We start from the raw sequence: 21,538 nt of genomic DNA, 5'->3' as shown, positions 1-21,538 counted from the left end.
ACCTGAATAGGAGGAAAGGCGTTATCATTTTGTTACACAGATAAATGATACGTTAGAAAGACAAATGAGCTTATTAAATACCCAACAAATTATGGAAATTATTCCTCATCGTTATCCTATGTTAATGTTGGATACAGTTGAAGAACTTGTACCTGGGGAACGCGTTGTTGCCTACAAAAATATATCAATTAACGAAGAAATTTTCCAAGGCCACTTTCCAGGAAATCCAACTTTCCCCGGCGCATTAACTGTCGAAGCATTAGCACAGGCAGGTGCTGTTGCTTTATTATCAATGCCTGAATATAAAGGTAAGACGGCATACTTTGGTGGTATTAAAAAGGCCCGTTACCGTCAAATGGTACGTCCAGGAGACCGCTTGAAGTTAGAAGTGAATATTGAACGTCTACGTGGTCCAATTGGTACTGGTAAAGGTATTGTTTGGATTAATGACAAAAAGGCGACGACGGCAGAACTAACATTCATCATTGGAGATTAATTGTGTTTAAAAAAGTATTGGTTGCAAACCGTGGCGAAATTGCGGTGCGTATTATCAGAACGTTAAAAGAAATGGGTATCGCTTCAGTTGCGATTTATTCTACGGCCGATAAAGACAGTCTACATGTGCAGTTAGCCGACGAAGCTATTGCAGTTGGTGGTCCAAAGCCAAAAGATTCATATTTACATATGAAAAATATTTTGACTGCTGCACTTTTGACAGGCGCTGAGGCTATTCACCCTGGTTATGGTTTCTTATCTGAAAACGCTTTGTTTGCAGAAATGGTTGGTGAAGTTGGTATTAAATGGATTGGCCCTCGACCTGAAACTATTGATTTAATGGGCAATAAGTCAAATGCGCGTGAAGAAATGCGACAAGCTGGTGTCCCCATTATTCCAGGATCAGATGGCTTTATTCGTGATTTTGATGAAGCAAAAGCTGTGGCTGATAAAATTGGTTATCCGCTATTACTGAAAGCTGCCGGTGGTGGTGGGGGTAAAGGCATGCGGTTTGTGTATCATGAAGATGAATTATCTGAAAAGTTTGACTCTGCTCAAAATGAAGCACGTGGCGCAGTTGGCGATGATCACATGTATGTGGAAAAAGTCATGGAAAATGTGCGTCATATCGAAATGCAGTTAATCCGTGATGATAATGGCCATGTCATTTATTTCCCAGAACGTAACTGCTCATTGCAACGTAATAACCAAAAAGTCATTGAGGAATCACCAGCAACTGGTATGACACCAGCCATGCGTGAGCACTTGGGTGAGATTGTGACTAAAGCTGCTCAAGCAATTACCTACGAAAATACTGGAACAATCGAATTTTTGCAAGACAAAGATGGCAATTTCTATTTTATGGAAATGAACACACGTCTGCAAGTTGAACATCCAGTGACAGAGATGGTTACTAACCTTGATTTGATTAAGCTGCAAGTCATGGTAGCGGCCGGTTACGATTTGCCACTGACACAAGATGAAGTTGAGGTTGACGGACATTCTATCGAAGTACGTTTGACGGCTGAACAGCCTGCTAAGCACTTTGCACCGAGTGCGGGAACCATTGATTTTGTCTTCTTACCAACAGGTGGGCCTGGTATTCGTCTTGACGCACCACTTTATGATGGCTACAAAGTACAGCCATTCTACGATTCTATGATTGGTAAATTAATTGTTAAGGGTAAAACACGTGAGGAAGCACTGATTAAAATGCGTCGTGTTGTCGATGAAATCGTCATTCAAGGTGTCGAAACCAGTCGCGACTTCCAAAAAGCTTTGCTAGATGATCCACATGTACAAAGTGGTGACTTTGATACGCGCTATTTAGAAAATGAATTTTTGCCACAATGGATGGCAACTTTATCAGATAGCGAATAAACAGACATACCGCGTATGGTCACCATATGCGGTATTGTTGTATCAACCTTAAAGGATTGTGTCTTTTGTTTTATCAGAACGAATAGGAGGATGTGTATTCATCAGTTATTGGCAATTGGTGAATACACAAAGCTAATATGGATTTATATGAAAATCAACGATCAACATCAAAAATTAAACGAGATGCCTCAGTTAACGATCGCATTCCCGATGGGCTATTTTTAGCTTGTCCTTACTGTGGTACACAAATGTACAATAAGCAGTTGGGCGACTATCGCGTTTGCGCTAAATGTGGCTATGGTTTCCGTTTACAGGCACGTGAACGTGTGGCTCTCCTGACAGATAACTTTGAAGAGATGGATGCTGATATTGAAATGACAACGCCAGATTTTCCTGGTTATGCGGAAAAGTTAGCACGAGCTAAGTCACAAACTGACTTGGGTGAATCTGTATTGACAGGTGTTGCAAATATTGAAGGCGAGCAAGTGGCATTGGGTGTGATGGATTCATACTTCATGATGGGATCACTGGGTTCAATGACGGGGGAAAAAATTACACGCCTGTTTGAGTACGCCACGACACATCAATTACCGGTTGTTTTGTTCACTGCTTCAGGTGGTGCACGTATGCAAGAGGGTATTAATTCATTGATGCAGATGGCTAAAGTATCCGCTGCAGTTGCTGCACATCAAGAAGCCGGTCTGTTGTATTTGGTTGTTTTGACTGATCCAACCACTGGCGGTGTAACTGCCAGTTTTGCAATGCAGGGAGATGTTACTCTGGCTGAGCCACACGCTTTGGTCGGTTTTGCTGGTGCACGTGTCATTGAATCAACGATTCATGAAAAGCTACCAAAAGACTTTCAACGTGTAGAAACATTGCTTGAAAATGGTTTTGTTGACAAAATTGTACCACGTGCAGAATTGGGTCAAATTATCGCCAAAATAGTAAAGTTACACCACAGGACGGAGATTTAATATGGCAGTTAATATTGGATTGAATTTATTTAGACATGAACTGACACCTGCTGAAGTTGTCAAAAAATCACGTGAAGATCGTTTCTTTGCAAGAGAAATTATTGATGGTATTTTCACTGATTTCATTGAATTTCATGGCGATCGCCAAAGTGGTGATGACATGTCAGTTATTGGTGGTATTGCCGCATTGAATGGTAAGCCAGTAACTATTATTGCCATTGATAAAGGTATTGATATCAATGATAAGTTGAGCAAAAGAAATGGCTCACCTGAACCTTGGGGTTACCGTAAGGCACAGCGTTTGATGCAACAAGCTAACAAATTTCACCGACCAATTGTTACTTTTATCAATACACCTGGTGCCTTCCCTGGTAAAACAGCCGAAGCACAAGGACAAGGGGAAGCTATCGCTAAGTCGATTTTAGAGTCAATGAAACTCACAGTCCCTATGATTGCAATTATCTATGGTGAAGGTGGCTCAGGTGGCGCATTGGCTTTGGCAACGAGTGATCAAGTCTGGATGTTCCAAAACGCGACATATTCAATTTTATCACCAGAAGGATTTGCCTCAATATTGTGGAAAGATAGTAAGCGTTCTGACGAAGCAGCTGGTGTGATGGGATTGACACCTAAGGATTTACTGAACAAAAACGTGATTGAATACATTATTCCTGAATCACGTAACCATCCCCGCGTCTTTAACTTAATTCGTAAGCGTCTGGATGATGAATTTACACGATTAAATGAATTAACGCCTGATGAATTAATTGCACAGCGACGGGCGCGCTTCAGAGCTTTCTAGTATGGTATAATAGTTACGGACATTATTGTCGGTAACTATTTATATTTTGGGGTCGTTTTTGGAATTCGACAGGCTATTTAGGGCATTGACTGCGTTTCGCCATCCGGGCGTAAAAACGGGCAGACATTTTAACTGCAAAAAATGAAAACTCTTTCGCAATCGCTGCTTAAAACACAGTGAAGCGTAACTTGGCTTTGGTTGCTGGCGTCTGAAGTCAGGTCATAGAAGGTCAGATCGTTTGTGTATTTACATCTGGAGTACATGAATTAAATAAATCAGGTTAGTGTCTTGTGTGAGCCTCGTTTTGTGGCGTTACAGGGCATGAAAATTAAATGACAAGACTATAAGCGTAGATGTTGATGTACCGGGTGGCTTGGACAGGGGTTCGACTCCCCTCGGCTCCACTAAGCATTTCATGGCGTTGCATAAGGTTTCAAAAACCTTGATGTAGCGCCTTTTCTTATGAAAAACGTTGCACTGTATTTCATAGCATTTCACACAAAATGGGAAACTTTTTGGGAAACATTTTAAATACGCAAGTAAGCAGTGTAACGGCGTTTAAGCCGTTTTTTATTTGTCTAAATGGGACAAAATAGCACATAAACTAAAATGTGGTACATAAATAGTATATATACTTAAATAAATAGCATATATACTTAAATAAATTGTATATATACAGTATAATATTCATAAATGATCGTATTTACAATGAGGTAACCTATGACAAACCAATGGACTAATCGTGAAATATTGAGAAGTTATTTTATGGGGATGATAGATTTACAGATTGAGTACATGGATGAATACCCAGATAGTAATAATCAGTATAGACGAGACAATGAGCCGTTTATACGTGAAATTAAGCGTGTTTTAGATGAGTTTAGTCTCCAACTAACACCCGAGTTAAAAGACATGTACAAGCTCAAATATCGAGAAAAGAGAGCATTTGGAGAGTTCTACAATGTCGTAGCACCAACTAGCTATATTGTGGCTCTAAATAATGAATTAAATACCATAGTCAGCAAGATAGAACGACCACAGCCACGACTATATGCTTAGTAGTCAGTCGAAGTCGTTTTAAACGACCACGAAATGAACGATAGGAAAAAGGAATAGATAGATGGCAGACAGTACAGATAAATTATTGCGTGATTATTTCTCAGGTAGATTGAAACTTATGACAGAAATTGATCCAAAACATAAACAAGAGATTGCTGATATTACATTTTGTTTGTCAGTCATTCAACCAGAACACAGCCAAGTCATTAAACGTTATTATAGCGATAAGTTTATAACGTGGGATGAAGTTGTGAGTGAAGCAGGTAAAAGTAATTCATCATTAAGAACGTGGCGGAATGATTTTAAAACATTGTTAAATATCATTTTACAACACGGGGATGAATTTCTAAAATTACGACAAGAAGCATTACAAGTGTAGTGCTTTTTTGTGTGCAATAAAAAACACCCCCGCCCTATGCTGTTGGAGGGGAGCGTCACAAGGTGGCGTCCTGAAATCTTACGAATGCAGAAATCAAAACTTTTTATAAGGCGTTTTTAGAATATAGAATGCTGATATAAAGGCATTTTTAACTAAAAATAGGCGTTTAGGGGTAGCACAAACATACCACTAAATTGTTGATTTTGATGTAATATTTTGTTTTGGAGAGGACACGCATATCTATAAAAGTAGGGTAGGAATAAGGGGTACTTTTTACGGTAGTTTTAATGTAATGGGTGCTAAACCCTTGTGGCAGTAGTGTTGAAAGTCCGTTTTTTTAGAAATTAACATGCTAAAAACATTGATATAACAGTATTCTTAAAATTTTATCAAAAAAACAGAATGCCCATATATCAACGTTTTCAGGATAACCCCCCCTATAAAAAAGTTTTGAAATTTGAACATTTTTATAAGACGACGATATGTGAGCGCTCTCTCTTGTGCGAGTATGGGCGGGGGTATAAGTAAAAGTTAAGATTTGTATAAAAATTACTATAATCATATAGTGAAAGGTAACTATTTCTTAGTCAAGTGATAATATTTGATTAAGAGATCGGAAGGGAAATCATGACAAGGAAATTATTCTGTGAGATATCACCATTAACATACAAAATATCTTATGAATCACATATTCTAAAACGTAAAATAACTGATGTTTTGAAAACACATATAGCTAAAGATAAGGAAGATAGTAAATTACCTTTTGTTATTTTTGAACATCAGTCTTTGATGCGCAGAAGATTAAGAAAAGTACCTGTTCCTGTCGAGGAGGCAAAGGTAAATAATCTAAAAATTGCAGCTCCTAAGGTAGATCGTGTTTTGATTAAGCCAGGAGAGACCTTTTCATTTTGGAACCTGGTTGGAAGATGTACCGCACAAAATGGCTACCAATCGGGATTAATGGTTGCAAACGATGGGCAACTAAAAAAAGGAACAGGTGGTGGCTTGTGTCAGTTTAGCAACTTGATTCATTGGATGATCCTACATTCTCCATTAGACGTAATTGAAAAATATCATCATGAGCAAGTAGATATGTTCCCTGATTCTGATAGACAAGTGCCCTTCGGTAGTGGAACGTCAATAGTTTATAATTACCTTGATTATCGGTTTAAAAACAACACAGATACAACTTACCAGCTGATAACATATGTTGGTGAAAAATATCTTCACGGAGAGTTGCGTGCTTCAAAAGAACCTAAAAATACATATGATGTACAAATGGTTGATGAAAAATTTGTTGAAGAAGATGGTCATGTGTATCGTTGTGGAAATATTTTTCAGTGTGTCTTTAACAATGGCAAATTAATTTCAGAAAAACTAATTAAAACTAATCATGCTAGGGTTGCTTATGACACAAGTAATTTACCTGTAATTAAAGAAAATAACTAAAATGCTATTTCATCTTTATTAAATGAACGACTGATAATGTACTGTGTTTCAGAGGGCTAAAATGGATCACGCATCATTTGCTATGCTTTTGAAGCATAACGGTGGCTATCACAAAACGTTATAGCGGATGTTTGTTATTGTTTGAAGCGATAGCGAGAAAGTCCGAGGTCATTTGAAACGACCACTAGATGAGTTCGTTATAAATTTGATTACTAACGGATATATTCTCATCCCCGTATTAGTGAGTGAGATATAACGTGCGTATTCGTTTCAAAATAAGCTAGATAGCGTGTGAATTTGCGTTTCCTATATTGGTGAGTGTATTTATACTAGACAGACATTAAACGCTTAAAACGGCTCTTACAGCTTAATAGAATTCATAAAAAAAGGCACGGACTAGATAATACAAGTTCATGCCTTTCATTGTTTATATGGTTGTTAATTTAGGGGATGAAATTAGTTTTAAATATTACCCCTTGTAGACCCTACGCTTCTGTTAGAACTTTGTGTGACTTTTTAAATTTTGAATATTCAATTGGTTTAATTTCGTTTTCTAACATTAGCGAATAAATGCTGGGACTAATAGACTTTTCTGTGTCATCGATTAGTGTAAAAAATCTTTGCTCTCGAGTTATTTTTGTGGGAGCGTTTTTAGACATACTTACGTCTGTTACTAATGACTTAGCATAGGTTTCATTTGTGGGTGATGAAAGCAATTTTACTAATCTCTCAGGCTTGCTTCGACTGCCGGGAAACTGGAACTCAAACTTGTGTGTCATTCCTATTGAGTCATCTATCAAATAGGGTGTATTAAACACTAAATCTGCCGATTCTAGTTGAGATGTAACATCTTCATAAAACAAAGACCTGACATTTGTCTTTCTCAACATAAACATGTCATCAACAAACAGTATAGCTTGTACAAGGCGAAATTTGCTTTGTGCAAAATTATCCATTGTAGTGTTTAAATAAAGCTCATTAGTTTCTGAGTCAAAACTTACTCCATATCCGACAAGCTGATTTTTAAATAATTCTGCTCTTTTTGGCGAACGAGTTAAGGATACGCCACTAAAAGTTAAGTCACTGACCGTATATCCGTCATCAGTTAGCCGAATCTGTATACCACTACTTTCCGCATATAAAACAACACTGTCATTACTGTGATTTAAAAAAGGTGTGTCAATCCTAATAGCATGAGAACTGACTTCTGAAAAATCAAAACTAGTTTTAACCCACTGTAATAATTCAGTTTTTAAGTTTGTAGCAGATTCCATAATTAATTCTCCTGAACAACATATGTGTTCATAAACGTTTCTAACGCTGATGTCAGATCATCTATGCAGTTTGCAAATTCTTTAGGAAGAGGGGATGCAATCTTATCATGATTTATGCCAGCTTCAGGGGCTGAATGATAAAAGTGAATGTGTGTTTTTCCAACTTTCGAACCATCAGGATTGCGATGATTAGTTCCACTATTCACATCTAATCTTACCAGATGTCCTGGGTGTTGAATAAAACGAATCAAAATGGTGAATCGATTAGCTTCAATTCGTCCTCGATGATATGAAAATTTATAATCAATCAAATATTTTTTGTCGAACAAATCAAAATTTTTATCTTCAACACCAAAAATAGGAATATTCTTTGGAATATTTGAACTCATATTTTTGATGGAAGCTAGCAGAATATCAATATCGTCTTGGGTGTATTGTTCAAAATCATTCATTTTGTATCTCAATTTAAATTTTATTTTAACTTTTTAACGTGAACGCTTGGCACGTATGTACGCACTATGTGAGTGCTTATAAAATTAGCTAATTAACAGCAGAATTGCCACAATGACAGCTAATGTTCCTTGCTTGAAAAAGATAGATTTATTCCCAGACGAGAAGCTACCATACAAAGCTACTAAAATAATATAGATCATAATAGCAAGCAAGCTGTTGTGATAGTTATGCGTGAAGAAAAGTGAATAAATGATACCCACTGCAATCAATCCGTTGTAAATACCTTGATTTTTTAACAAAGTTTGTATTTTTTTACTTTGTAAATCAGTTTCCGACATGTTAAATGTCTTCGCTGTATTTGGGGATGTTGTAGCAAACGTTTCTAAATACATAATGTATAGAAATTCTATGGCGACTAAAAGGCTAATAATAGTGATTATTAAATTCATTTTTTCTCTCCTATTTTCTTTTAACGTGATTCTGCACGTATGTACGCACTCTGTGAGTGCCTGTATTTTTTTAATGAACGATAGCTACAGATTTTCTAAATACGACAATATTTTCTTTTGAACACCGTTTTGATTATTAGAAAAGTCGAGAATATTAAACATACTCTTCATGTCATCTGGGGAATTAGACATAATAAAAGAGTGAGGAGTTGACTCTAACATTTTTAAATCATTATAGTTATTACCGAATACAATAGTATCATCAGGTTTAACATTGAAATATTCTTGAAGATTTTTTACACCCACGACTTTATCAACATTAGTATGTTGTATTAAATAAAAATCAAAGCCTGAACTGAGACATGAAAAGCTGTTCGGTATGAGATTCTGAATTATTTGGGATAATGATTTACTAGTAAGAGAGCCGTTTCCAATGACTGCCATACCAAGGACATTGTCGTTGTAAAGTTCCTCAATATCATTTATTTTGCCTATGACATGTAGAAGTGGGAAATACTTATTTGCCTCTACAAGTGCTTCGCCATTATGGCTTAGGAAGTAAGCCCCTTCTTGGCCGAGGTAAAGTTTTTGTTTTAGGTGCGTAGTGACCGTCTGATCTGATAAGACGTTGTCTAACGATTTCAGTTCCTCATGTGTTAATTTTTCGGAGTACAGTAAGCGATTTCCTATATATACTGAAGCCCCGTTTTGACATATAAAGTTTATATGTGTTTGGTATTTTTCAAACTGCTTAACCAAACGCATGTACTGTGAACCACTAGCAACGGCAAACTGTACGTTTTTCTTTTGACACAGTTCTAGTATTACTTCAAACATTTTGGTATCAAAATCGTGGTGATCGTTTAAAAAAGTTCCATCCATATCAGTAACAATTAATTTAGTCATGTTAATATTCTCCCCGCAATTAAAAATGAGAAACCAGGAAATTGATAGATTTTATTATTTTCATTTCTGGAAAGAACCAAAAAGTTATACCTAGAATTAAAAATAGTAAAGACATCATAAGCAGTGGTTTCATATTGAGTTCTCCCGTAAATTAGTTTTGCTTTTAAATAAGTCGTTCATTAGCCTAGTAGCTGTCATGTTAGCTTGCTTTTCAGCAAGTAATGTCTTGTAACGTTTTTTGTTTGAATAATCAGCGAGGATATCATCCCCATTAAGTCACTTACTGATAGTAGGTGTCTTTTTATTTGCCGTTGACGTAGACAACCGGTCAATGATTAAAAAGTGCTATTAATAGATTGACTACTCCGGCTATGGTAAGTAGGATACCCGCGGTCTGGTATCGTTTGCTGTTGTCTCGCTTGGATAGTGTAATAAAGGTTGTACCAGAAAAAAGGCAAGTTAGTGCTAGAAAAAAAGATGTCATAGTGTCAATTCCTATATATTCTTCAGTACAGCACTCTCAAGCGACATAGGTATACCAAAGTACGCCATGAAGTCATAAAGCTTACTATATCTGTCTGTATTCTCGTCAAAGTAGAAATCAGCTAACATTTTAAACGCATAAGCATTAGCGCTAATTTCAGCATCATTTTTAGCTAAAGGAGAGAACGCATAAGTTTTGTGTTGTTCGCCATTCAAAATGTGTTGTAGTTCGTGAAACTTCCTAAAGGGCAATGAGAACTTAGTCTTAAAGTTTGGGTTGATGATGATTGTACTGTCAAAAGGGGATGCAACGTCTGGATCACATTCATGGCCATGAACTTCAACGACATTTATTCGGTTCTGAGTTGAACGTTTAATATTGTATTTCACAATAACATCATCAAAGTATTCAAGTGGCGAACTGTAGTCTAGGTATTCATACATTTATTGTTTGCCCTCTCGCATAGTTTTTAACATTGCGATAATGGCTTGTTTATAGTCTTCTGATAGCTCTTTACCCTCAAAAGACATGATTAGTTCATCATCATTTAAATCGACATGCTTTTTGTCATCCCCATTATTAGAGCCATTGTGAGCCGTTTTAAGCGCGTTATCTGTTTTACCCTGTAAATACGCCACTGTGGTGTCTAAAGCGTCAGCAATCAACGAGAGCATGGCATAAGAGGGAGTATATTTATCAGTTTCAATTTGTGCAATGCTTGAACGTGAAGAATTAACTAATTCAGCTAGAGAAGTCTGAGTTAGTTTTTTTATTTTGCGCTGTTCTTTCATGCGTTCTGATATTACAGACATATTAGCACCTCGATTAAATGTTAAGGATTTATAAAGCGCTTAATCAAAAATGAAACTTAATTAAGAAACTTTAAAGTGTATTGTACAGTGAACTAACAAAAGATATAGTTTAATTATTGAATGTTAGTTTAACTAACAAAGTATATTTACTTGTACAGTGAATATACACTAATCATACCAGACAAACAAGGTCATTTAAAGTCAAGTAAGGATATTAAGTGCAAGAGTGAACCACTATAAAAGCAACGAGGTAGGAGAATATCATGACAGTATCAAACGCATTGTACACAGAACAAGAAGTAATTAAGGAAACTAACAGTGCATTGGCAGACATCCAAGAAACGTTAGCACTCTCATTGGTTGATACCTTAAAAGCTGGCGACCATATCACAACGCCAACAGTGATTAACATGTTGAAAGATTTGGAAGACATGCAACTCAAATACTATGAACGTCTCGAAGATAACGAGAATGTGCAAGGTGGTTTAGAAAATCAAGCACAAGCAGAACAGGAGGAACAAGTATGACATTATGGGTAGCACAAGTAATCGGGCTTGTCTTTGTAGTTGGTAGCGCATTTATTATAGGCGTTGTCGTTGGCGAAAGTTTAAAGGAGGCACACAAGGTATGAGCAACCTGTATGTGAGAACTTTAGAACGCATATACAAGCCACTAATTGATATTGCTAACAGCGACAGAGTATCAGGGAACGAACAGGCACAGTTTGAAATCATGCAAGCTTATGAGCTGTTAGACAGAGCAACAACACGTGCTCAGAAGTCAATAAATTGGACTATTTTTATTCAGTTACTTAGGCAACATTTGAGATACGATTGCGATTATAAAAATTGATATACCAACCAATGGCTGCTTGGACTTGCGTTAATGTTTCGTATGCCTTCAAATACACCTCTTCACGTTTCAATATTGAATGAAATGCTTCCATACGGCCATTATCGTATGGATGTCCTTTGAGTGAATATGAATGTTTCAAGCCATAATTTTGACATTTAATATTAAATTCAGCACTCGTGTATTGCGACCCCATATCTGAATGAATAATTAATGGCTTTCGATGCTTATCTAAAGCCATCTGTAAGGCACTTGTGGCTAGCTCGGCTGTCATTGTATCGCCAATTTTATAGCCCAATACTTTTCTCTTCTCAGGATCCAAAACGGTCGCTAAATAGACCCATCTGTGGTTAGTCAACTGAATATAAGTGATATCTGTTTGCCAAACACCGCTCAAATCATGCAAGTGTCTAATCAAATTGGGCTTTTGATCAACAGTCACCACAGTTTTTGGCTTGCGATAACGTTTTTGCATGCGGGATTTAATCCCTAATTCACGCATCAATTTGAGTGTCATATACTCAGATACTTTCGGCCCGTCGGTTTGTTGACTATAAGCAGCAATACGGCGATAACCATAAAATTTAAAGGTTTTCCAAACGTCTAAAATATAAGGTTTTAGAGATTCTCTACGCTTTTCTTGTCGACTGGGCTGCCAATGGCGCCAGTTGTAATAGGTACTAGGTTTGATTTTAAGTGCACTTAAAATACGCACAAGCGCGTAGCCTTGTGCTAAAAATTGGTTAACGAGCGGCAATCCCACATTACGGACTATTTTTTGGCTAGTAAGATGGCCGCTCGCTTTAAAATTTCGTTTTCTTCCTCCAAAATAGCGAGACGCTTTTCTAATTGCTTGACATCCTTTAACGTCTTTGACTGACCCTGAATCATGACTGGGGTAGCTTGCTTGACCCAAATAGCAATAGAATCTTTTGAAGGTCCAAATTCCTCTGCTAATGACTTAAGTGAACGTCCTTCTTGGTGAAGTTTAACCAGTGAATCTTTAAAATCTTGTGAATAACGAATTGACATAAAAATACTCCTATACTTTCATTTTACGGACTGAATAAAAGTAGTCCATTTTTTTAGTATAAGAGCACTGAATACCGAATGGTAATTTTGATTCCTTGTATGAATGAGGCAGCGGTTATCAAAGATACGGTTAAAAGTTTGTTGGCAACTAATTATGATGCCCTAGATATCTATGTGATTGATGATGCTAGTACAGATAATACGGTGCAACAAGTTGAAGAATTCAAAGATAACCAAAAGTTTCATTTGCTGAAACGAGTCAAGCCAGAAGCGCAACAAGGTAAAGGCAAAGCACTTAATTGGGCATATAAAAAAGTGACAGAATCATATTTGAAACAGGGTTACATTCTGGAAGACACGCTTGTCACAATCATTGACGCTGATTCGAGTGTTGATACAGACTACTTTGATAAAGTGAACTTGGTGTTTAACTCAGATTTTGAATTAACAGGCTTACAATCGAAAGTCCAAGTGTTAAATAAAAATCGTGATGTTTCACAAGATTTAGAGTTTAGGGAAATTATTAATGCCACACAATCGTTGCGTAGTCGGATGAACACGGTGGCCTTTGGTGGCAATGGCCAATTTTGTAAACTAAGCACGCTATTCGCACTACATGAGGACCCTTGGACAACTTCCTTGGTAGAGGATTTTGATTTATCATTACGGTTATTTCTTTCAGCTATTTATAATGTCCGAAACGTGCAGTATGATGATATACAAATTAAGCAAACTGGTATTTATAATGATACCAAAGCATTGGTTAAACAACGCGTCCGTTGGGCACAAGGAAACGTTCAAACATTTAAGTACCTTGGTAAAATCATGAAGTCTGGTGAATTAGAAAAGAAACAAAAATTGGAGTTTTTCTTCACCTTAATTAAACCGTGGTTGATGGCTATTGAATATCTTGTGGTCATCTACACGGGAATTGTCTTGTTAGGGACATTACTACTATTTGGATTTAACGTAGCCTCGAGAAGTTTTATCACCGTCTTTGTATGTATGGTGCTCTACATTTTTTTGATTAATATTGTTTGGGCAATCTTGTACAGTAAAAACACACGGGAGAAATTAAGTATTTTGCTCGTATTAAAAGATGCATACTACTTAACAAGATTTTTAGTGATATTGAGTCAAATTTATCCGCAAGCTATTTTAAGATATTTCAATGCTCAAAACACTTGGGATAAAACTAATCGTCAAAATTAGAAGCTGTTTTATTAACAAAGAGATCATAATACGGAGCAAAAAAAAATTGAAACGAAGTTCTTTAGATATAAAAAAATATGTTTATTTTTATAATAAAATATACAATCGCAAGCATGAATTACAAGGTGTTGAGTCTGTATTAAGAGAACAAGATGCAAATCATGAATGGGTATTACCACCTCATGTTGATACGCTACCATTTTTTATTTTGCAGGATAACATTAAGCAAAGCCTCGAGAATGTGCGTGATAATCATTTTAAAGTGATTGTTAAATTGACACTAGAACAGTTTTTAAGTCGTGATTTTAAGAAAAAAATCGCACAAATTGTTGAGAACATAAAACCGCTTGATCTTGTCATTGAGATTTCTTATCATGAAATCGTCAAAAGAAAGCGTGTCCGCTCGATTCTTCGAAAGATGATTGCATTTAAAAAGCAAGGGGTGTTGTTCTCAATTAATAATTTGGGTGCCGACTTTTCTTTTGCCAAAAGGATTCACTATCTATTGCCTGTTATTGATATTCTAAAATTGGATATTAAATACTTTAATCACAAAGAAAAATGGCTTGATCTGCCTATTGCGTTCTGGGGGAAACTAGCTAACAAATACCAACTTGCATTAATTGTTTCTGGTGTGGAAACTAAAGCCGATGAACATCTGCTTGATGTATTAGCTATTGATTTGAGATCGGGATATCTATATGGTATGCCAGAACAATTTATCTAATAGAAAGAGCGCGTTGATTTGTGATACGAAACAGTTTAACAGTTGCCTTAGAGGTAAAAAGTAATTTATATTAAGAATGGAGCAGGGACATGAAAAAAATAATGATTGTGTTTGGAACGAGGCCAGAAGCCATTAAAATGGCACCTCTGATTAAAGCTATTGATAAAGACGAGCGTTTTCAATCAATTACGGTAGTAACTGCGCAACATCGCGAAATGTTAGATCAAGTACTGGATATTTTTAAAATCAAGCCAGACTATGATTTAGATATCATGGGTAAAAATCAGACTTTGAGTCAAATTACGATTAAAGTTTTAACAGAAATGGAGAAGGTGGTAGCAGAAGAAAAGCCAGATATTATGTTGGTTCACGGTGATACCTCTACCACTTTTGCAGCTTCAATTGCAGCATTTTACCACCATATTCAGTTGGGGCACGTTGAAGCCGGACTTCGTACTTGGAATAAGTATTCGCCATTTCCAGAAGAAATGAACCGACAATTAACCGATGTATTATCCGATATTTACTTTGCTCCAACCGAAGAAAGCAAAGTGAATTTATTACAAGAAAATCATGCGCCTGAAGATATTTATATTACCGGTAACACAGCAATTGACGCACTGCGCTACACAGTTCCGTCAAAAGTAAAAAAAGATCGTCGCCAAATTCTTATTACAATGCATCGCCGTGAAAATCTTGGAGAACCCATGGAAAATGTCTTTAAGGCAGTTAAAGACATCGCCCTGAAATATTCAGAACTTAGTGTTGTGTATCCTTTACATAAAAATCCCAAGGTAAGAGAAATTGCTTACCGTATTTTAGGTGACCTTGATAACGTGCAGTTAATTGAGCCACTAAATGTAATTGATTTCCACCGTATGGAAAATGAAAGCTATCTGATTTTGACTGATTCTGGTGGTGTCCAAGAAGAAGCGCCATCATTTGGTGTACCAGTACTTGTATTACGTGATACAACTGAACGACCAGAAGGTGTTGCCGCAGGTGCTTTAAAGCTCATTGGTACCAATCAAAACGATGTTTATCACGCAGTTGAGACGCTGATTGAAAATAAAGAAGCTTACCAAAAAATGAGCAACTCTAAAAATCCATATGGTGATGGGTTTGCTAGTGAGAAGATTTTAGACGCTATTCATGAACATTTCAATAAATAAATTTCATATTTAATACAAAATAACCTTGAATGGTGTGATGCCATTCAAGGTTATTTTGTATTAAAACGGTATGAAATAAGTCAAAAAGACAGTTAGAACAATTGCGTGAATTAGGTAACTGGTGCAACGCACAACGCCGATCGAAAAGGGGATGGTGTTTTTTATGACAAAAATATTTAATTCAACCTGAAAAATTCTATATGATATAACTTACATATGAGTCATATTAGTGCATAAAAGATTAATAGAGGGATTCATCTTACCAGTGTTTAGATAGGATTTAACCATGATATTTTTAATCATGTGAATAATTGATAAGCGATGATACCATGGCAGCAAAGAATAAGAAATACAAAATCATAGCGGCAATTGTAATAACGAACTGCACTAGCCCAGCACGGTTCCATGTGGCTTGTACGGCCTTAAAAGTCGCCACATCCTTGTAATCATTCTTTTGCCAAGCCCACTCATTACCCTTAAAGCCGCATACGAAAATCCAAACAAAATTAAAAACGGGAATTAAGCATAGTAAAGGCAAATAGGTTTTGTTGCCAATACCCCAAAAAATGTTATACATGAAAGCGCCCCAGTTCCAGCCTTTCACTTCAGCAGGTACGTTTGTGCCATTTTCATCCATGTTTTCTCTCCTTAAAGTTTTTCTCGTGATAGGGATGCGCGTGATTACACACGTCGCTGTTGTAATTCACTACGATGACCTAATAATATTTTTTTAATTTCTTTAGCGAAGTATGTTCTAGGAATTGCCCTTAGCTTATAAAAGTAAGATATGCCTCGCAGGCGAGCCACCATTAAGCCAGGTAGGTAAGAACTGGTGCGATCTTTGTCAAAAATAATTCCTGGGTAAACCGAAAAAGAACGCTTAGGAAGTAGTTGTGCCATATCTTTCTCAACGGCACGTTTTGCTTTGAGATAGGGTCTCATAAAGAAGGGACCGGTGTTAGCTGAAACAAACAAAAATTTTGTTTTTGGCGATTGCACGACAACATCGATCAATTTTTTTGCCGGTTCGTAACTACTATTTTGGTAATTTTGTTTTTTGATAGGGTTAGGCAATAGAATACCAATTGCGTCAATCACCCAATCAGCATCCATGATAACAGCTTGTAGCTGATCAGGCTGATTAAAGTCAACGGCATGGTAGGTCGTTGACTCGCCATTCTTTGGTTGACGGCCATGGCGTGACAGACTGTGAACATCAAATAATTGTGGTGGTAGTTGTTTAATGATGCCTTGTCCCACAAAGCCAGTACCACCAGCTATAACGATTTTTTGTTTGGTTGTGGTCATATCAGTTACCTCCTTAACAATGTTGCCTTGTCCAAGTGATCAGTTTAAAATACGTGGCCGTCGAATGTTAGAATAGAGTAATAGGATGAATAGAAAAGTAAAAAGGAGAATCATGATGAAACAATTATCTGTCCCAGTGAAAGCTGTATTGTGTACAGTAGCTATTTTAATTTTAGGGTCTTTATCGTCATTTAGCGTCGAGTGGATTAGGGGTGTGTCAATTGCTAAAGTCTATGGCGAATTTAACTTACCACCACTTGCACCACCACGTTGGCTATTTGGCCCTGCCTGGGGTATTTTATATATTCTACTTGGCATTTATTGTGCTAAGCTTAGCAGTGTGATAACCAATAGGCAGGTCATATATTATGCCATGTATGGCCAATTGGCTTTGAATATACTTTGGACGGTGGTGTTCTTCTCTTTTGCCAATTTATGGTTAGCCTCAATCATGATTGTTGTGATGGATAGTTTAGTTGTTTGGTTATTAGTGTTAGATCAACGCCGCGTAAAATATTTACTAATCCCATATCTTGCTTGGCTATTGTTTGCATCGTATCTATCAATTGCTGTTCTGATTTTAAACTAATGGTCAGTAGTTTAACTTAAAGCAACTTTTTTCCATTTTCTAATTTTGGTGCGAAAAGTTTTGAACGGTGCGACAGTATTGATGTGTAGCCATTTCCATACTGGCCATTGTGCCTTGGTATATGCCCAGTCACGTTGGTTAGCTTCAAAGAGTACCTCATCGGGTAACCGTGTAATCATGTCACAAATTTCCGAGACACGCTGATTCAATAAAACGATTTTGTCCTCAAGTGTCATATCTGCATATGTCTGGTAAAACGATTGGTATAAATCACCGAGATGTCCCCAGTTATAACCTGGTGCGGGCACCTCGGCTTTTTTTCCTGATAGTTCATCACTCTCCCAGCGCAATATGGCGGTCAGCCAACCTAACTGGTATGCTAAGTTTTCGCTAGGTGTGCGGTCAACCTCGTCGATGCGCTTATCTTGCAGGGCATTAGGAATGGTTTCAAATTCATTGATGTATTTAGCATAATTACTTTGAATGGCATTTAGAAGCGCTGTTTTATTATCATATGTCTGCACGGAAAAATCCTTTCTTAAAATAAAACAAATATGCTTGCAAGGTTTTATGAGATTATACTTATATTATAGCAGATATTACCTACATTAAGATGTTCTTATTTTATACGCTTAATCTTCTCTTGAAAAACGAAACGTATCGTTTTATAATTAGTGACAGAAGGAGGTCACAATGAATAATTTGAACACAAATATGACACACGCAGGTCGACCACGAGATGAAGCAGCCAAATCAGCAATTATGACAGCAACAATGACACTATTAAAAGATTTTAAATTTGCTAATTTAACAATAGAACGGATTGCAAAAGAAGCGGGTGTGGGTAAGGCAACAATTTATCGTTGGTGGGGTAGCAAGGAAAACTTACTACTTGAAACCTTCCTTGATACAGCTGATGATCATGTGGTTTTCAATCAGGAAGCACCATTACTAGATGATTTTAAGCAAGTCATCGTGGAATTGACTGTTGTTTTAGATAGCGCGCTGGGCCGTGCACTAATCACTGCGATTCTAGAAGATTGCGACTTATTAGACCAGTTTCACCAACGTTTCTTTGAGCCAAGACGACAGCAGGCAAGTCAATTATTAAGACGGGGCATTGATGATGGGCTGATTAAGGCAGATATTAATATCGATGTGGTCTTAGATATGCTATTCGGTGATGTTTATATGAATGTGTTCTTCTATGGTAAAGCGTTAGACACAGCATCGATTGACGTGATACTCACGTCATTTATGAAAGGTATTATGATCTAGTATTAGGTGAAGAGGTAAAAAATGGCAGATGAAGCAACAGTAGTTACGATTTCACAAGGGCAATTATTAGGAACCAAAGAAGGGCAAACAAGCGCTTTTTATGATGTACCATATGGCAGTAATCAAGGGCGTTTCAAGCATGTCGGGACATCTATATCTTGGACTGGTGTGCGAGATGCTAGGCAACCTGGTGTGATATTCAAGCAAGGGCCAAATCGTTTAGCCTCTGTTATGGGTTCTAAGCCAGGGGAAAAGAATCAAAGTGAGGATGCTTTTCGCTTAAACGTTTGGACACCGGATGTCAGAGGAAAAAAGCCTGTGCTTTTCTGGATTCATGGTGGTGGATTTCTGACAGGTGGCGGGGCATTATCATGGTATGATGCACGTCATTTAGCTGAGAATGGGGATGTTGTCGTTGTCACCGTTAATTATCGACTAGGCGTTTTTGGAAACTTACGATTACCTGGCATCTCTGATGGTAATTTAGCTTTGAATGACTTGATCACAGCCCTAAAATGGGTAAAACGTCATATTAGTGCCTTTGGTGGTGACCCAGAACAAGTAACAGTGGCAGGTCAATCAGCCGGAGCCTGGTACAGCTTAGCTTTACTAGCTTCTGACGAGAGTTATCAACTCTTTAATCGCCTTGGATTAATGAGTTTTCCTGGTAGTGTTGAAGCCTTATCGGAAGAAAATGCGCAACTGCTCGCATCCCTACTGTTGTCACATTTTAATTTATCTAGCAAACAAGCTTCAAAACTATTAGATGTGGCCGATGATGAATTAATTGCCGCACAGGGAGCGGTAACGTTAGCCATGCAAAAGCGGACGCACGATTATGTTCCTACTGGATTTATTCCAATGATTGACGGCAAACTGTTAAAGGGTGATATTATTTCTGAAGCTGTGCGACATGCGCAAGGTCATGTGGTAATCTTTGGAGGAACGACAACGCACGAGACGACCTCATTTTTTCATCAAACACCACAAAGTAAAAAAGCCGATTATTTAGATTTTATTGCAACGAGTACAACAACGATATTTACTGAACCAACATCCAGACTGTTTAAGGCAATGGCAGATAGGCATAATGATGTTTTCCAATATGTAATGGCCTATCCGGCAGCTGACCCAAACATTTTGGCTTGTCATTGTATCGAATTGCCGTTTATATTTGATAATTTTGAAATGTGGGACAATGCGCCGATGTTAGCTGGCATGGATCAGTTATCAGCTCAGCAATTAGCACACCAAATGCAAAGTTATTTCTATCAGTTTATTAAGTATGGCAATCCAAATATTGCACCGAACTTGACATGGCCAAAACTGACGTCAAATGATTCTGAGACGATGGTGTTTAATAAAACCAGTTCAATTCAAAGAATAGTTGAATAACTGTTAACTAAAAAAAGGTGTCCTTACGTCAAGGACACCTTTTTTTAATCGACTTTTGGAAAACGCAGTTTTAAATGGTTAAAGATATAAATAATCGCGGGTCGAACAATAAAAAAGAATAAGGGAATAGCGACAAAAAAGGTTTTGGCCCAATTATCTATATAACCAGGTAAAAACAGCGGATATAGCTGACGATGTGTTTCCGTAAGAATTGCCATCATAATCGAGACGTTACCAGTAATAACCAGCAAAGGCACAGTGATATGACGCGGAATTTTGTTTGAAATAGCTTTTGGGAAGTAGTGGTGCAGGCGTATGACCAGTGGTAAGGTCACATAAGTCCTTAAGCAATAGATGAAAATAACTGCCAGAGGATAAATTTTGATGACATTTAATAAAATTGGCCAAGAGAAACCATAGCGAATGACGGTATTATAAGTCAACATAAACATGACCATGGTGCTTACCAAAGCCAAAGCTAACGTTGTCGGATGGTGTACTAATGTGCGTAAGGTGGGTTTGTAATTTTTCATAATAGTAACTACTTTCAGATATGTATAAATTGTGAAATTATGTGCATAAGAAAACATAAACTATGCTAATTAAAATAGTTCAATAGAACAATCATATCAGAATGAACTTAGAATATAAAGAAAAATGCTTATTAATTATTAGTGTGTTTTAAAAAGAAGATATGCATTAAAAAACACCTCACGAATTATCGCGAAGTGTTTTTTTGATTTTAATGTTTATCTTTATCGACTTCTTCAAAATCGCCATCAAATGTTTGATCATGACTGTCGTGATGGGGTTGTTTAGGTGGTTGAATAAATGTTGCGCGGATCCAGAAAGCTAAGCCGATGAGTAGCAAGACACCAACCACTGCGAAAAAGTTTTTAATAACAAAACTGATTAAGAGAATAAAAACAATTGCTAAAATCAATCTTGGTAGAATACCAAATGTGTTAGCAAAAAGAGAAGCGAAGAAATAAACGACAAATAAAACAATAAGTAGCGGTACGAATAACATGAAAAACATAAGTGAGCCTCCAGT

26 protein-coding genes, 1 other RNA gene and 1 pseudogene are annotated in these 21,538 nt (G+C 37.1%); 15 read left to right on the top strand and 13 right to left on the bottom strand.

The features are described 5' to 3' along the window. The first annotated feature begins 64 nt into the window (after positions 1-64). The 8 genes from fabZ (at position 65) to FAZ25_RS01465 (ending at position 6,541) form a co-directional block, all read left to right on the top strand. Positions 65-496, top strand: coding sequence for a 3-hydroxyacyl-ACP dehydratase FabZ (gene fabZ / locus FAZ25_RS01500; protein WP_004904327.1), 432 nt, complete (start codon positions 65-67; stop codon positions 494-496). A 2-nt stretch (positions 497-498) separates the two neighbouring features. Continuing rightward, positions 499-1,875 (top strand): acetyl-CoA carboxylase biotin carboxylase subunit, encoded by a 1,377-nt coding sequence (accC, locus tag FAZ25_RS01495; RefSeq protein ID WP_004907451.1) that lies wholly within the window; start codon positions 499-501, stop codon positions 1,873-1,875. Between the two features lie 137 nt (positions 1,876-2,012). Beyond that, a complete protein-coding gene (locus tag FAZ25_RS01490; RefSeq protein WP_048801794.1) occupies positions 2,013-2,852 on the top strand; it encodes an acetyl-CoA carboxylase carboxyltransferase subunit beta in 840 nt (279 codons plus the stop codon). 1 nt (position 2,853) lies between these two features. Then, positions 2,854-3,654: a carboxyltransferase subunit alpha gene (gene accA / locus FAZ25_RS01485; protein ID WP_004901118.1), complete on the top strand. Its 801-nt coding sequence runs from the start codon at positions 2,854-2,856 to the stop codon at positions 3,652-3,654. Positions 3,655-3,702: 48 nt separating this feature from the next. Next, positions 3,703-4,061, top strand: a transfer-messenger RNA (tmRNA) gene (ssrA, locus tag FAZ25_RS01480). 313 nt (positions 4,062-4,374) lie between these two features. Then, positions 4,375-4,713 carry a hypothetical protein gene (locus FAZ25_RS01475; protein ID WP_192269753.1) on the top strand — a complete coding sequence of 113 codons (339 nt, stop codon included), beginning with the start codon at positions 4,375-4,377 and terminating at the stop codon, positions 4,711-4,713. Positions 4,714-4,774: 61 nt separating this feature from the next. Beyond that, positions 4,775-5,092 carry a hypothetical protein gene (locus FAZ25_RS01470; protein WP_182089761.1) on the top strand — a complete coding sequence of 106 codons (318 nt, stop codon included), beginning with the start codon at positions 4,775-4,777 and terminating at the stop codon, positions 5,090-5,092. Between the two features lie 627 nt (positions 5,093-5,719). After that, complete coding sequence (locus FAZ25_RS01465) at positions 5,720-6,541, top strand: VanW family protein (protein WP_192269750.1); 822 nt, start codon at positions 5,720-5,722, stop codon at positions 6,539-6,541. Between the two features lie 485 nt (positions 6,542-7,026). Here the strand turns inward: FAZ25_RS01465 and FAZ25_RS01460 are convergent, their stop codons facing one another. From FAZ25_RS01460 to FAZ25_RS01435, 6 genes are all read right to left on the bottom strand, one after another. Beyond that, a complete protein-coding gene (locus FAZ25_RS01460; RefSeq protein ID WP_192269747.1) occupies positions 7,027-7,815 on the bottom strand; it encodes a DUF1828 domain-containing protein in 789 nt (262 codons plus the stop codon). A gap of 2 nt (positions 7,816-7,817) precedes the next feature. Next, a complete protein-coding gene (locus tag FAZ25_RS01455; protein WP_192269744.1) occupies positions 7,818-8,267 on the bottom strand; it encodes a hypothetical protein in 450 nt (149 codons plus the stop codon). A gap of 84 nt (positions 8,268-8,351) precedes the next feature. Next, positions 8,352-8,717 (bottom strand): DUF1304 domain-containing protein, encoded by a 366-nt coding sequence (locus FAZ25_RS01450; RefSeq protein WP_192269741.1) that lies wholly within the window; start codon positions 8,715-8,717, stop codon positions 8,352-8,354. Between the two features lie 84 nt (positions 8,718-8,801). After that, on the bottom strand, positions 8,802-9,623 hold the full coding sequence (locus tag FAZ25_RS01445; protein WP_147002085.1) for an HAD-IIB family hydrolase: 822 nt from the start codon (positions 9,621-9,623) through the stop codon (positions 8,802-8,804). A gap of 495 nt (positions 9,624-10,118) precedes the next feature. Next, the gene (locus FAZ25_RS01440; protein ID WP_192269738.1) at positions 10,119-10,550 is read right to left on the bottom strand and encodes an ImmA/IrrE family metallo-endopeptidase; all 432 of its coding nucleotides are present in this window, start codon (positions 10,548-10,550) and stop codon (positions 10,119-10,121) included. Continuing rightward, positions 10,551-10,919, bottom strand: a complete 369-nt coding sequence (locus tag FAZ25_RS01435) for a helix-turn-helix domain-containing protein (protein WP_192269735.1) — start codon at positions 10,917-10,919, stop codon at positions 10,551-10,553. A gap of 263 nt (positions 10,920-11,182) precedes the next feature. Between FAZ25_RS01435 and FAZ25_RS01430 the strand changes: the two genes are divergently transcribed. Next, positions 11,183-11,446: a hypothetical protein gene (locus tag FAZ25_RS01430; protein WP_192269732.1), complete on the top strand. Its 264-nt coding sequence runs from the start codon at positions 11,183-11,185 to the stop codon at positions 11,444-11,446. Between the two features lie 284 nt (positions 11,447-11,730). Here FAZ25_RS01430 and FAZ25_RS01425 read toward each other — a convergent pair whose 3' ends face one another. Both FAZ25_RS01425 and FAZ25_RS01420 read right to left on the bottom strand, forming a co-directional pair. After that, positions 11,731-12,534, bottom strand: coding sequence for an IS3 family transposase (locus FAZ25_RS01425; protein WP_157798163.1), 804 nt, complete (start codon positions 12,532-12,534; stop codon positions 11,731-11,733). Between the two features lie 8 nt (positions 12,535-12,542). Further along, positions 12,543-12,803, bottom strand: a complete 261-nt coding sequence (locus FAZ25_RS01420; protein ID WP_050884923.1) for a transposase — start codon at positions 12,801-12,803, stop codon at positions 12,543-12,545. 66 nt (positions 12,804-12,869) lie between these two features. Here FAZ25_RS01420 and FAZ25_RS01415 point away from each other — a divergent pair. From FAZ25_RS01415 to wecB, 3 genes and pseudogenes are all read left to right on the top strand, one after another. After that, positions 12,870-14,015: pseudogene (locus tag FAZ25_RS01415) on the top strand (glycosyltransferase); the annotation flags it as partial. 46 nt (positions 14,016-14,061) lie between these two features. Next, complete coding sequence (locus tag FAZ25_RS01410; protein WP_040189866.1) at positions 14,062-14,742, top strand: EAL domain-containing protein; 681 nt, start codon at positions 14,062-14,064, stop codon at positions 14,740-14,742. An 89-nt stretch (positions 14,743-14,831) separates the two neighbouring features. After that, positions 14,832-15,914 carry a non-hydrolyzing UDP-N-acetylglucosamine 2-epimerase gene (wecB, locus tag FAZ25_RS01405; protein ID WP_040189868.1) on the top strand — a complete coding sequence of 361 codons (1,083 nt, stop codon included), beginning with the start codon at positions 14,832-14,834 and terminating at the stop codon, positions 15,912-15,914. A 295-nt stretch (positions 15,915-16,209) separates the two neighbouring features. Here the strand turns inward: wecB and FAZ25_RS01400 are convergent, their stop codons facing one another. Then, positions 16,210-16,551, bottom strand: a complete 342-nt coding sequence (locus tag FAZ25_RS01400) for a hypothetical protein (RefSeq protein WP_004900229.1) — start codon at positions 16,549-16,551, stop codon at positions 16,210-16,212. Positions 16,552-16,595: 44 nt separating this feature from the next. Then, on the bottom strand, positions 16,596-17,222 hold the full coding sequence (locus tag FAZ25_RS01395; protein ID WP_040176595.1) for an NAD(P)H-binding protein: 627 nt from the start codon (positions 17,220-17,222) through the stop codon (positions 16,596-16,598). Between the two features lie 115 nt (positions 17,223-17,337). Between FAZ25_RS01395 and FAZ25_RS01390 the strand changes: the two genes are divergently transcribed. Next, entirely contained in the window at positions 17,338-17,811 is a 474-nt protein-coding gene (locus FAZ25_RS01390) for a TspO/MBR family protein (protein ID WP_040189870.1), read from the top strand. An 11-nt stretch (positions 17,812-17,822) separates the two neighbouring features. On the opposite strand, the gene FAZ25_RS01385 is transcribed toward FAZ25_RS01390, so the two are convergent. Next, complete coding sequence (locus FAZ25_RS01385) at positions 17,823-18,335, bottom strand: ClbS/DfsB family four-helix bundle protein (protein ID WP_004900220.1); 513 nt, start codon at positions 18,333-18,335, stop codon at positions 17,823-17,825. A 169-nt stretch (positions 18,336-18,504) separates the two neighbouring features. Here FAZ25_RS01385 and FAZ25_RS01380 point away from each other — a divergent pair, with 169 nt between their 5' ends. Both FAZ25_RS01380 and FAZ25_RS01375 read left to right on the top strand, forming a co-directional pair. Beyond that, positions 18,505-19,089 (top strand): TetR/AcrR family transcriptional regulator, encoded by a 585-nt coding sequence (locus FAZ25_RS01380; RefSeq protein ID WP_040176597.1) that lies wholly within the window; start codon positions 18,505-18,507, stop codon positions 19,087-19,089. Positions 19,090-19,110: 21 nt separating this feature from the next. Continuing rightward, a complete protein-coding gene (locus FAZ25_RS01375) occupies positions 19,111-20,484 on the top strand; it encodes a carboxylesterase family protein (RefSeq protein ID WP_192269729.1) in 1,374 nt (457 codons plus the stop codon). Positions 20,485-20,528: 44 nt separating this feature from the next. Here FAZ25_RS01375 and FAZ25_RS01370 read toward each other — a convergent pair whose 3' ends face one another. Then, on the bottom strand, positions 20,529-21,017 hold the full coding sequence (locus FAZ25_RS01370) for a hypothetical protein (RefSeq protein WP_004900212.1): 489 nt from the start codon (positions 21,015-21,017) through the stop codon (positions 20,529-20,531). 209 nt (positions 21,018-21,226) lie between these two features. Then, entirely contained in the window at positions 21,227-21,523 is a 297-nt protein-coding gene (locus tag FAZ25_RS01365) for a hypothetical protein (RefSeq protein WP_004907417.1), read from the bottom strand. Positions 21,524-21,538 lie beyond the last annotated feature (15 nt).

It is taken from the genome of Leuconostoc sp. LN180020 (assembly GCF_014844115.1).
GTDB lineage: Bacteria > Bacillota > Bacilli > Lactobacillales > Lactobacillaceae > Leuconostoc > Leuconostoc citreum.
This window is presented reverse-complemented; position numbering and strand designations above follow the sequence as displayed.

What these genes read in the sequence shown, in the direction of transcription:
- fabZ (WP_004904327.1), top strand. Translation starts at nt 65, where the DNA reads ATGAGCTTATTAAATACCCAACAAATTATGGAAATTATTCCTCATCGT.
- FAZ25_RS01490 (WP_048801794.1), top strand. Translation starts at nt 2,013, where the DNA reads ATGGATTTATATGAAAATCAACGATCAACATCAAAAATTAAACGAGAT.
- accA (WP_004901118.1), top strand. Translation starts at nt 2,854, where the DNA reads ATGGCAGTTAATATTGGATTGAATTTATTTAGACATGAACTGACACCT.
- FAZ25_RS01475 (WP_192269753.1), top strand. Translation starts at nt 4,375, where the DNA reads ATGACAAACCAATGGACTAATCGTGAAATATTGAGAAGTTATTTTATG.
- FAZ25_RS01470 (WP_182089761.1), top strand. Translation starts at nt 4,775, where the DNA reads ATGGCAGACAGTACAGATAAATTATTGCGTGATTATTTCTCAGGTAGA.
- FAZ25_RS01465 (WP_192269750.1), top strand. Translation starts at nt 5,720, where the DNA reads ATGACAAGGAAATTATTCTGTGAGATATCACCATTAACATACAAAATA.
- FAZ25_RS01460 (WP_192269747.1), bottom strand. Translation starts at nt 7,815, where the DNA reads ATGGAATCTGCTACAAACTTAAAAACTGAATTATTACAGTGGGTTAAA.
- FAZ25_RS01455 (WP_192269744.1), bottom strand. Translation starts at nt 8,267, where the DNA reads ATGAATGATTTTGAACAATACACCCAAGACGATATTGATATTCTGCTA.
- FAZ25_RS01450 (WP_192269741.1), bottom strand. Translation starts at nt 8,717, where the DNA reads ATGAATTTAATAATCACTATTATTAGCCTTTTAGTCGCCATAGAATTT.
- FAZ25_RS01445 (WP_147002085.1), bottom strand. Translation starts at nt 9,623, where the DNA reads ATGACTAAATTAATTGTTACTGATATGGATGGAACTTTTTTAAACGAT.
- FAZ25_RS01440 (WP_192269738.1), bottom strand. Translation starts at nt 10,550, where the DNA reads ATGTATGAATACCTAGACTACAGTTCGCCACTTGAATACTTTGATGAT.
- FAZ25_RS01435 (WP_192269735.1), bottom strand. Translation starts at nt 10,919, where the DNA reads ATGTCTGTAATATCAGAACGCATGAAAGAACAGCGCAAAATAAAAAAA.
- FAZ25_RS01430 (WP_192269732.1), top strand. Translation starts at nt 11,183, where the DNA reads ATGACAGTATCAAACGCATTGTACACAGAACAAGAAGTAATTAAGGAA.
- FAZ25_RS01420 (WP_050884923.1), bottom strand. Translation starts at nt 12,803, where the DNA reads ATGTCAATTCGTTATTCACAAGATTTTAAAGATTCACTGGTTAAACTT.
- wecB (WP_040189868.1), top strand. Translation starts at nt 14,832, where the DNA reads ATGAAAAAAATAATGATTGTGTTTGGAACGAGGCCAGAAGCCATTAAA.
- FAZ25_RS01400 (WP_004900229.1), bottom strand. Translation starts at nt 16,551, where the DNA reads ATGGATGAAAATGGCACAAACGTACCTGCTGAAGTGAAAGGCTGGAAC.
- FAZ25_RS01395 (WP_040176595.1), bottom strand. Translation starts at nt 17,222, where the DNA reads ATGACCACAACCAAACAAAAAATCGTTATAGCTGGTGGTACTGGCTTT.
- FAZ25_RS01390 (WP_040189870.1), top strand. Translation starts at nt 17,338, where the DNA reads ATGAAACAATTATCTGTCCCAGTGAAAGCTGTATTGTGTACAGTAGCT.
- FAZ25_RS01380 (WP_040176597.1), top strand. Translation starts at nt 18,505, where the DNA reads ATGAATAATTTGAACACAAATATGACACACGCAGGTCGACCACGAGAT.
- FAZ25_RS01375 (WP_192269729.1), top strand. Translation starts at nt 19,111, where the DNA reads ATGGCAGATGAAGCAACAGTAGTTACGATTTCACAAGGGCAATTATTA.
- FAZ25_RS01370 (WP_004900212.1), bottom strand. Translation starts at nt 21,017, where the DNA reads ATGAAAAATTACAAACCCACCTTACGCACATTAGTACACCATCCGACA.
- FAZ25_RS01365 (WP_004907417.1), bottom strand. Translation starts at nt 21,523, where the DNA reads ATGTTTTTCATGTTATTCGTACCGCTACTTATTGTTTTATTTGTCGTT.